The sequence below is a fragment of the Rhodococcus sp. OK519 genome (assembly GCF_003051005.1).
Taxonomy (GTDB): domain Bacteria; phylum Actinomycetota; class Actinomycetes; order Mycobacteriales; family Mycobacteriaceae; genus Prescottella.
Genome location: NZ_QAOW01000014.1, coordinates 37951 through 47863, shown reverse-complemented (window position 1 = coordinate 47863; position 9913 = coordinate 37951). Strand labels below are relative to the sequence as shown.

The 9913-nt window shown below is 64.5% G+C and carries 10 protein-coding genes; all 10 read right to left on the bottom strand.

The annotated features are described in order from the left end of the window. Positions 1-1088 (bottom strand): Rieske 2Fe-2S domain-containing protein (locus tag C8K36_RS23395; RefSeq protein ID WP_107987443.1); only part of this gene is annotated, 1088 nt, incomplete at its 3' end. A gap of 230 nt (positions 1089-1318) precedes the next feature. Then, complete coding sequence (locus tag C8K36_RS23390) at positions 1319-1924, bottom strand: TetR/AcrR family transcriptional regulator (RefSeq protein ID WP_107987434.1); 606 nt, start codon at positions 1922-1924, stop codon at positions 1319-1321. Positions 1925-2017: 93 nt separating this feature from the next. Beyond that, on the bottom strand, positions 2018-2758 hold the full coding sequence (locus tag C8K36_RS23385; RefSeq protein WP_107987433.1) for an IclR family transcriptional regulator: 741 nt from the start codon (positions 2756-2758) through the stop codon (positions 2018-2020). A gap of 145 nt (positions 2759-2903) precedes the next feature. Beyond that, positions 2904-3761: an IclR family transcriptional regulator gene (locus C8K36_RS23380; protein WP_181319699.1), complete on the bottom strand. Its 858-nt coding sequence runs from the start codon at positions 3759-3761 to the stop codon at positions 2904-2906. A gap of 119 nt (positions 3762-3880) precedes the next feature. Further along, positions 3881-4612: an IclR family transcriptional regulator gene (locus C8K36_RS23375; protein WP_107987431.1), complete on the bottom strand. Its 732-nt coding sequence runs from the start codon at positions 4610-4612 to the stop codon at positions 3881-3883. Between the two features lie 98 nt (positions 4613-4710). Then, positions 4711-5769, bottom strand: a complete 1059-nt coding sequence (locus C8K36_RS23370; RefSeq protein WP_107987430.1) for a hypothetical protein — start codon at positions 5767-5769, stop codon at positions 4711-4713. A gap of 130 nt (positions 5770-5899) precedes the next feature. Next, a complete protein-coding gene (locus C8K36_RS23365) occupies positions 5900-6895 on the bottom strand; it encodes an ABC transporter ATP-binding protein (protein ID WP_107987429.1) in 996 nt (331 codons plus the stop codon). Beyond that, a complete protein-coding gene (locus C8K36_RS23360; RefSeq protein ID WP_107987442.1) occupies positions 6895-7989 on the bottom strand; it encodes an ABC transporter ATP-binding protein in 1095 nt (364 codons plus the stop codon). The genes C8K36_RS23365 and C8K36_RS23360 overlap by 1 nt, the downstream gene beginning before the upstream one ends. Before the next feature lie 41 nt (positions 7990-8030). Further along, positions 8031-8987: an ABC transporter permease gene (locus C8K36_RS23355; RefSeq protein WP_107987428.1), complete on the bottom strand. Its 957-nt coding sequence runs from the start codon at positions 8985-8987 to the stop codon at positions 8031-8033. Then, positions 8984-9910 (bottom strand): ABC transporter permease, encoded by a 927-nt coding sequence (locus C8K36_RS23350; RefSeq protein ID WP_258195571.1) that lies wholly within the window; start codon positions 9908-9910, stop codon positions 8984-8986. The genes C8K36_RS23355 and C8K36_RS23350 overlap by 4 nt, the downstream gene beginning before the upstream one ends. Positions 9911-9913: the final 3 nt, after the last annotated feature.

Genomic DNA, 9913 nt, shown 5'->3' with positions numbered 1-9913 from the left:
GTGGTGTCGATCTCGAACTCGAAGCGCTTGGTCATGTCCTCGGTGACGTTCTCGACGTCGACGTAGAACTGCTGGTACCAGCGACGCAGCTGGTAAACGGGGCCGTCCTCTTCGGACAGCAGCGGGTTGTCGATGGGCGCCTTGTTCTTCCAGATCTCGACGTCCTGCTCGAAGCCCGTCTCGACCCCCTGCGCAAACTGTGCGGCGATGCCGGCGGCCTCGTCGTCGGACAGGCCCGGAAGCTTCTCGACCATCACGCCGTACTGCAGCACGAAAGAGTCCGAGGTGACGGGGTAGTGGCAGTTGATCAGGACGGTGCGCATCGTCTGGCCGTTCGAGTCGTTCTCCAGCCAGTCGATCATGTACGACGGGCCGAAGTACGTCGCATCCGAGCGGCCTTCGGCATCAGGGTCGTCGTAGTTGGTGCCGAGCATGATGTCGCCCCGGGCGGTCGAGCGCATGTACTGGGTCGCAGTGTGGCCCTCGAAGACGTTCTTGAAGTACTTCGGGAAGGAGTAGTGGACGTAGAAGAAGTGCGCCATGTCGACAACGTTGTCCACGATCTCGCGGCAGTGCGAACCCTCGATGTGGATCGATTTCCACGTCCAGTCGGTCCACTCGTCGGAGCCGTAGCCCTCGATGTCCGGGATGGTCACCTCGGCCGGCGGGGGGTTCCCCTCCGGGTCGTGCCAGACGAAGAGTTGGCCGTTCTTCTCCAGGGACGTCCACGCACGGGTCTTCGCGAGCGGCGGTACGCGGCGGGCGTAGGGGATGTCGGTGCACTTGCCGTTGCCGCCCCAACGCCAATCGTGAAAGGGACAGGCGACCGAATCGCCTTTGATGGACCCCTGGGCGAGATTCCCGCCCATGTGGCGGCAGTATGCGTCGAGGACGTTCAGGTTCCCCTTCGAATCTTCGAACACCACGAGGCTGGTGCCGAAGGCGTCGACCTGATGTGGCTTTCCGTCACGAAACGCCTTCGTGAGGCCGAGACAGTGCCATCCGCGGGCGAAACGGGTGGGCGCCGCAGCTGCCTCGATCATCCGAACCTCGTCGGTCGGTGACATCTCCGTCGGGCTTGTAGTCATGGTGTCCTCCGTGGGCTGTGCTGCCGTCGGTGAGACGAACCGACTTCTCCGACAGCAGAAGTGTCAACCGCATCGTCAGTGCCGAACCGGGCACGACAGAAGAGCGATTGCCCGCTGGATGGAACAGTTCTCGAACATCGGGAAGACTGAGTAGGCGAAGCGGACGGATCGTCGCCAGCGGGGCCGGGGGGATGCGGCCTCCGCGAGGTGCTGCGGTCGGTAGGTCGGTGCTAGCGGGGCTGCCAACCCAGATCGATCGCGCGTAGCGCGGTGAAGTGGAGCGTGCGCAACTCGTCGGTTCCCGCGTTGTCCCGTCGGAGTAGCCATTCCGAATAGGACGCGCGCGATGCCGTCAGGATGAGAAGGGCAGTTACCCGCCGGGTGAAGATGTCGTCGTCATGTACCGAGTTGGCTGCCAGCCAGTCCGCGAGTGCGTCGACGAGGTAGACGTCGACGCACTCCCAGCGGAGCCGGTACTCGGGAGTCTGTACAAGCAGTTCCAGGAGTTCGCGCCAATCCTCGGAGTCCGACGTCATCTGTTCGGTCAGTACGTCGACCAGCGCGTGTACAACCCCGGCGGGCGGCGGCTCGGTCTGGTGCAGAGCATCGACCAGCCACCGCGCGGACCTCTCGAACAGTGGCGTGACGAGGTCCGCTTTCGACGGGAAGTGTCGGTAGAAGGTCCGCTCGGAGACGCCCGCTCGCTGGGCGATGGCCTCGACCGTGACAGCTGTGGAGTGGTTCTCGATGAAGAGATCGCGTGCGGCTATCGCGACCGCCAGTCGGACGTCGGCGTACCGACGTTCGGCGAGCGTGCCCGCGTGCCCACTCCGCATCGTCTGTCCTTCCGCACCATATTCGTTCTACCTGCCGATGAGCCGCACCCATTCTACGGCCGGGAAGGCCGATCGCATGGTCCGGTGCAGCGCTCACACGTGCGCTCGACGATCCTCGAGTCGACGCAGAATTGCCCGTGCCGTGTCCTGCACGCCGGTGACGAGTTGTCCGGTGACGGCAACGTGCTCTGCGGGCCCGCACACCGACACAGCAGCTCGCACGCAGCCCACTGCCCCGACGGGAGCCGCTATGCAGGCGAGCCCCACCCCGTTCCCGTCGCGGTCGAATGCGATCCCCGCTTCGCGAATCGCGTCGTACTCGCTGCCCGGTGCTCCGGAGTAGGCCGTCAGGACCTTGCCGAGTGCTGTCCGACCGGCCGGCATGCGACTTCCCGCGCGAACCGGGGACAGTCTGGCGAGGACATCGCCGACCTTGCCCAGATACACCACGTCGGTACCGTCGAGCACTGCGAGATGAACGACGAGTGCCGTCCGATCATGGAGTCGGCGCAGGTACGGGCCGGCGGCATCGAGTATCTGGTTTTGTTCCACGGCAAAGGATCCCAGCTCCATCAACCGTGTTCCCAGCGAGTAGAACATGTCGTCGCGGGCGAGCCAGCCGATCCGAACGAGTTGATCCAGAATCCGGTGGGCCGACGAGCGTGGGAGACCCGTGTGGTGCGCGACGTCGGACATGGTCAGCCGGCCCCGCCTGTCGAACGCGCCGAGTACAGTTGCAGTTCGGTCGAGGAGCGGCGCTCGGGACGAGTGGGACTCGGTCGTCTCCGCAGTCGGCCCCTCATCGTGCCGGGTGTCAGCCGTGTTCGGCAGCATCGTTCGCTGTGATGTATCCGAATGCGAGTCCCTGCCGTATGGGGCTCGAGGCCATTGCAACTCCTCCTTGATGCCGGCTGCCCGGGTTCGCCGCCGCGGCCGACGACGCGACGGTTTCGGTGTCTGCGGCAAGGCTGGGTGCGCTCTACAAATCGCTGGACGAGTTTTCCCGCCGGGCGGGACGGTAGTTCGTCGAGCGACTGAAATGCTCAGTGCTGGAATGGGGTAGGGGCCTGATTACCGACTTTCGCCGCTCCCAACCCGGCCCCTGCTGTGCGGCACTCCAGATTGCACGACTGGCCTGACGGAGATGACTCACGATCTCGGCCTGACGCATTCGCTCGATCGGCCCCCAGAGTGAGAGCGCGGTGGACGCATGGTCGAAGGGGCCGATCTGTACGGCAATCGACATGGACCCGAGGAAGTACTCCTCGCGCGTCGTTGCGAGTCCGGCCTCCCGTACGCCGCGCAATTCCCGATCGAGATCGCGTTGGGAATTGATGCTGTAACGGGTTTTCGGAGTGACATCGGAGAAGTCGATACTCGGGCGGGCATCAGGCGGCAGGCACGCCATGAGTATCTTTCCGCATGCCGTCTGGTGCGCGGGCTGGGCGATGCCGCGACGGAGCGGCCCGGCCCAGTCGGTCCACACCTCGTCGATGTACACCACGTCGGTGTCGGAGAGCGTCGCGAGGTGGACGCTCATTCCGGTGGCGCGGCTGAGACGGGTCATGTACGGCATCGCGACCTGGTGCACGTCGTGCTGCGCCAGAGCGACACTGCCGAGTTCGAAGAGTTTCAGGCCGACGCGGTAGTCGAAGCCATCCCGCTTGACGATGCCCAATTCCACGAGTCGCTGGAGCAGGCGATGCACGGACGAGCGCGGAAGTCCGGTCCTGTGCGCGATCCGGGACGAGGTCAACGCATCGGATCCGGAGAAAGCGCTGAGGACCGAGATGACTCGATCGACAACGGCGTTCGGTGAGTCGTCGCGATTGGTCACAGTCAAAGGAGACCTCCAGGGTCAGATTCTGCCTATATGGCAGAGTCTGCCATTGGGTGATCCAAATCACAACCGTGCAGGTTGGCGGGCCGAACACCAGGTGCGGCAGCGCTCCGAGGTCAGGCGCGGCATGCAGAGTGGGACAGGCTTGTCTGCCACCGGTGACGAGTGCGGATAGCGGGGTCGGCAGCCCGCCAGATCGCGTTTGCAGCGGATCTCAGGGGGAAGACGTGCCGAGGATCGAAATGCAGGTGTGAGCGTGGTCCGGAGATGGAGATACCGACGCGCGAACCGGTCGGCCCCACCACAGCTCCGATTGCTCCGTAACCGGTTGCGGCGCCGCGGTCGATTACAAAGCCCCGCTCTCGGATTCGGTCGGAATCAATGCCTTCGGCGGAGGTGTTCGCGATGAGCGCCTGCCCGATGACGCTCTCGCGAGCGGGACTGCGTCCACCGACTCGAGTGCGGGCCGACTCCAAACGAGGACCGCCGATCTTGTCCAGATAGATCACATCGTCTCCGTCGAGCACGGCGAGATGGACCATCAGCCGCGTCTTGCGATGAAGCTCGTGCAAATGGGGCAGGGCGGTGGCCCGAAGCGGGTCCTGATGAATCGCGAGCGTGCCCAACTCGAGCATCGCAAGCCCGAGTCCGTACCCGTGTCCGTCTCGTCGGAGCCACCCCAGTTGGACCAGTCGTTCCATCAAGCGGTGTGCCGACGAGCGTGGGATGCCGGTTCGTCCGACCACGTCCGCCACGGTCGTGCCGCCGGCGCCGGCGAGGGCGCCGAGCACCAGTTCGACGCGGTCGAGGACCGTGTTCGGGACGGTGTCGAGGTCGTGGAGGGTCATTCGATGGAGCTCCTTGCTACCCGAGCGCCCCTCCCGGTTGCCGAGCGGGGCATGGGCCGCCCGGCAAACCGAGAAGTGCTGTATGCGTGGCCCGTGCGTCACACCGCGCCGACTCTGTCGAGCGGAGCCTCCTCCGGGTACTGGGCGGGTGCCATTGCATAGGTCTGGGTGAGAAGAGTGACGAACTTGCTGTCGTGCAGGGGCTCCGTCGGCTCCTCGAACTGGATGCCGCGGGACTTCATATCCGCAATGAGCATGCCGAGGGCCTTCTCGACCGTGAGATCGTCGGTGTGCTCGAAGTACCGTTTGACGTCGGCCCGGTCGTCGAAGACGTGGGCACTGTAGTGAACCAGGAAGCGCATGTCGTTGTTGTGGTACCGCGCGATCTCGGTGCCGTCGTTACGCACGACCCATTCGTCGTCGCCCTCTCCGGAGATCCGCGAGTGGAGCTGCAGATCGGCGATCTTCCGCCTCTCGCGTGGCCCGTTGGCCTCGCCCCGGTGGAACATCTTCTCGTTGTCGGTGAGCAGGCCGCTGTTCCAGAACGGCGGAGCGAATCGCTGAGGTGCCAGATCTGGTCCGTCCGGCCAGTAGGTGAAACCGCCGTCGATGTCGGAGTCGTAGTAGTAGGCGATGACTTGGCCGGCCTTGACTGCCCAACGCTCGAAAAGTCCGGACTTGGCCATCACACTGATGAGCCACAGGGGGGTGTTGTTGAGGTTCACGCCGCGCCAGCTCGCGCCGTCGAAGTGCCCGGCGTCGAAACTGTGCGCCGGAGGCCGGATGTTGAACAGGAAGGTGTGCGGCACCGCGTATTCCGCGCCGTGCATGCCCTTGATCATGTCCAGCATCTTGCGGCTGAAGTAGATGTCGTGCACCTCGTGCTCGTACGCGACGCCGAAGTTGCCGAGGTATCCGCGGAAGGTGGGGGTCAACAGGTCCGAGAGCTCCAGCTTTACATTCGGGTCCAGATCCTTCGGCCCGGAAACGGCCATGTACTCCTCGGCCGTCTTGAAGTGATGCGCGACGGTCAACTGCCAGGGGCCGTTGCGGCGTACCACGTCGAAGAGGATCTCCTGCTCTTCCGGGGTGTAGATGTCGGTGACGAAGGTGGGGGGCACGAGCGGAGTCATAGGATGCCGAGTGGTCGCCGTCATGCGAATTCCTTTCCAGGGTTTACAGATCGGTGGGGTGTACCGGTAACCGTGACGATCGGGGCTGCACCTGCATGCTCGCGAGTGGCCCGGTCGGCGGAGAAGGTCGATTTCCCACTGGGCGGACAGTGGGTCAGATGGTGGACGGGAAGTGGCAGGCAACGAAATGCTGTGGTCGTAGTTCGCGAATCTCCGGTTCACGCTCGGCACACAGTGCTTCGGCGCGGGGGCATCGAGTGCGGAACCGGCAGCCCGACGGCGGATCGTGTGGTGACGGCAGGTCGCCGGACAGTGCGAGTTCGGCGGGCGGGATCTCCGGGTCCGGTTCGGGGACGGCCGAGAGCAACGCCGCGGTGTAAGGGTGTAGGGGTGTCGCGTACATCTGGTCGGGATCGGCTACCTCGCAGATCTTTCCCAGGTACATCACGACTACGCGGTCGCTGATGTTCTTGATCACCGCGAGGTCGTGAGCGATGAACAGCATGGTGAGGCCGTAACGTTCCTTCATGTCCTCCAACAGGTTGAGGATCTGTGCCTGCACCGATACGTCGAGAGCAGAGACGGGTTCGTCGCAGATCACCAACTCCGGATTCACGACCATGGCGCGGGCAATCGAGATTCGCTGGCACTGGCCGCCGGAGAACTCGTGTGGTCGCCGATCTCCTGCCGCTGCAGGATCGAGACCGACGACGCTCAGCATCTCGTCCACCATCGACGTCCGTTCCGCGCGGGTGCGGCCGCCGGCGACCTCGAGGCCCTCGGCGACGATATGGCGGACCTTGCGCAACGGGTTCAGCGATGAGATGGGGTCCTGGAAGATCATCTGCACCGGCTGGCGTGCCGTTCGGAGCTCCCGCCCCGATATCGCGGTGAGATCACGTCCGTCGATGATCACTTCACCGGATGTCGGTGGTGGAAGTTGCATCACCGCTTTGGCAAGAGTCGACTTTCCGCAGCCGGATTCACCTACGAGGCCGAGGGTTTCACCTCGCCGGATATCGAGACTCACGTCCGAGACCGCATGCACCTTGCCGGAGGCGGTGGCGTACTCGACGACCAGGTTGTGAACGCTGAGGATCACGTCGCCTTCGTGCTCGGTGCGCAGATGCGCGGTACCTGTTCCAGCCATCAGAGCTCGCTCCTGGGATCCACTGGTAGTCCGGCGGCCGAGCGTCCCTCGACCGCATTGGCCGCGTAGGCCTCATCGCCCGCGGGTGTCCCGACCGGGTAGAAGCACGCAACCTGGTGGTATTCGCCGGGCGTCGGGTCGAGTGCCAATTCCGGCGTCTCGGACAGACACCGGGGCCGGGCATGGAGGCAGCGTGGCGCGAAGGCGCATCCTGGTGGTGGGTCGATCACGGTGGGTGGACGTCCTGGGATCGATTCCAACCGTGTATGACTCGGGTCGCTGATCCGCGGGATCGACCGGAGCAACGCACGTGTGTACGGGTGCCGGGTCGAGCGGAACAGCACCTTGGTGGGTGCACGCTCCACCACCCGACCCGCATACATCACCGCGATGTCGTCGGTGCGTGCTGCCACGACGCCGAGGTCGTGCGTGATCAGGATCATCGCCATACCGGTCTCGCGTTGCAGACGAGCCAGAAGCGAGAGGATCTGATGCTGCACCGTCACATCGAGCGCCGTGGTCGGTTCGTCGGCGATGAGAAGTCTGGGCGAGCAGGCCAGAGCGAGGGCGATGACCACTCGTTGACGCATACCGCCGGACAGGTTGTGCGGATACTGGCCGAGTCGTTTCCCGGGCTCGGGAATCCCCACCCATCGCAGCAATTCCTCGGCGCGGGTGAGCGCCTCGGATTTGCTCAGCTGTAGGTGCTGGCGCAGCGTCTCGGTCAGTTGATGCCCGATGGTTAGGACCGGGGTGAGTGACGTCATCGGGTCCTGGAACACCATGGCGACCCGCGATCCCCAGAGTTCGCGCGCCTCTCGACGGTCGAGGGACGCGGTGTTCCGGCCCTCGATCTCGATTCGTGAGCCGGGCTCGATGCGAGCGCTGGGGGGAAGGATGTTCATCACGGCGCGGGAGAACACCGACTTGCCGGATCCGGATTCTCCGACGATGCCGAGTGTTCTTCCGGGAGAGACTTCCATGTCCACGCCGTCGACCGCACGGACCGTCCCCCTCGCGGTGTCGAACCACACCCGCAGATTCCTCACCGAGAGGGCCGCTGTCGTCACTTCGTTCAGTGGCGAAAGAACCATGGTGGTGGACTCGGCGAACACTTCGTGACTTTCGGTGTTGTTCACAGGGAGGACTCCCGTCCGACTCGATCGCGGGCCCAGTCCCCGGTCAGGTTGAGAGAGAACACGGTCAGGAAGAAGAACAGTCCGGGAACCAGGACGAGATGTGGTTCCTCGTACAGGCTCTCGCGGCCGGCAGCGATCATTCCGCCCCAACTGGGGGCGGGCGGAGGAATTCCGAGACCCAGGAAGCTCAACGAACCCTCTGCTACGACCAGGGACGCAGCGACGACAGTGGCGAAGGAGATCACGGGAAGCAGGATGTTCGGCAGGATCTCGCGAACAAGTACCCGAGCGGTGCTCGACCCCAGGGATTTCGACGCTGTGACGAACTCCCGGCCCGAGAAGGCGATGGTGTTCGCCCGTGCGATCCGCGCGAAGGTCGGCACGCCGACCACGCCGAGGCCCAGCGCCAGAGTCGTCGCACTCGGTTGCATGACGGCTACGAGAGCAATCAACAGGATCAGCGGAGGAAAGGCGAGGACGGTATTCGTGCCGATGTCGAACAGTACGTCCAAGGGTCCCCGGAAGTAGCCGGCGACTATCCCCAACAGTGTTCCGATGACCAGCGCCAGAAGTGTGGCTCCAATTGCCACGGACAAGGAAACCTGTGCGCCGTAGACGACTCGGCTCAACTGGTCTCGACCGAGTTGATCGGTCCCGAGAATGTGTGCCGCACTTCGGAAGGGTGGTAGCGAGTACTGATCACCGATCGCATCAGGTGCGGGCAGCGGAAGTAGCGACGCGAATATCGCAGCCAGCGCAATCAGCACAAGCCACAGCGCACCCAGCGCCGCAACCGTGTTGCGTCCGCGTCTACTCCTGCGCCGGCGGACCTTCGGTTCCTTCCCGCCGCTCCAGGTGCCCTGCTCGTCACCGCCGGGGGGTGGGTGTGCGGCGACGGGTTCGAGGTCCGGGACAACCGGGCGTTGATCCGCGGTATCGGTATTCGTACTCATGCGGATCTCACTCTCGGGTCCAGCAGCGGGTACGTCAGGTCGACCAGGGTGTTCAGTAGCACGTACGCGACGGCGACTACCAGCACGATTCCCTGCACCAGCAGGAAGTCCCGGCCGTTGATGGCGGTGACGACGAGTGATCCCAGCCCTGGCAGAGCGAAGAGGGATTCGACGATCACGGTGCCGCCGATCAGCCGGCCCAACGACACCCCCAGCACCGTCACGAGCGAGAACGCCGACGGCCGCAGGGCGTGGACGGTGAGGATCTTCGTGGTCGGGATGCCGCGCGCGCGGGCCGACAGCACGAAGTCCTGCTGGAGCGTTGCGACCATGTCGTTACGGAGCAACCGGATGAACGCCACGGCCTCGATCGATGCCAGCGTCATCACCGGAAGTACCAGGCCTCGCAGGTGCGGGACCAGTCCGGCAGACAGCGGCGTCCAACCGGTCACGGGAAGCGCATGCAACGTCACTGCGAATACGAACACCAGCAGGACACCGAGGAGGAAGCTGGGGATCGACAGGGTGACGGAGCAGACGAACGTGGCGAACCGGTCGACGATGCCGCCCGGCCTGTAGCCGGAGTAGATGCCGATCGGCATCGCGATCAGCAACGCGACCACGATGGACAGTCCGGCGAGTTGCAGGGTGACCGGGAGCCGATCGAGGATTGCGTCGGTCACCGGGACCTGGGACTGCATGGATCGCCCCAGATCTCCGTGCAGCGCGTTACCCACCCACTCGAGATAGCGCTGCACCAGCGGGCCGTCGAGGCCGAAGCGTTCCGCCGCGGCTGCACGCATCTCGGGTGTGGCGCCCTCGGGCAACATCGCCGCCAACGGGTCGCCCGGAATCATCTCGAGGAGCAGGAAGGTCACGACGCTGACGAGGAACAGGACCACGACGAGCTTCGCCGCGTTCACCAG

Coding starts and splice junctions, on each gene's coding strand:
- C8K36_RS23390 (WP_107987434.1), bottom strand. CDS start 1,924: ATGCGGAGTGGGCACGCGGGCACGCTCGCCGAACGTCGGTACGCCGAC.
- C8K36_RS23385 (WP_107987433.1), bottom strand. CDS start 2,758: ATGCTGCCGAACACGGCTGACACCCGGCACGATGAGGGGCCGACTGCG.
- C8K36_RS23375 (WP_107987431.1), bottom strand. CDS start 4,612: ATGACCCTCCACGACCTCGACACCGTCCCGAACACGGTCCTCGACCGC.
- C8K36_RS23370 (WP_107987430.1), bottom strand. CDS start 5,769: ATGACGGCGACCACTCGGCATCCTATGACTCCGCTCGTGCCCCCCACC.
- C8K36_RS23365 (WP_107987429.1), bottom strand. CDS start 6,895: ATGGCTGGAACAGGTACCGCGCATCTGCGCACCGAGCACGAAGGCGAC.
- C8K36_RS23360 (WP_107987442.1), bottom strand. CDS start 7,989: ATGGTTCTTTCGCCACTGAACGAAGTGACGACAGCGGCCCTCTCGGTG.
- C8K36_RS23355 (WP_107987428.1), bottom strand. CDS start 8,987: ATGAGTACGAATACCGATACCGCGGATCAACGCCCGGTTGTCCCGGAC.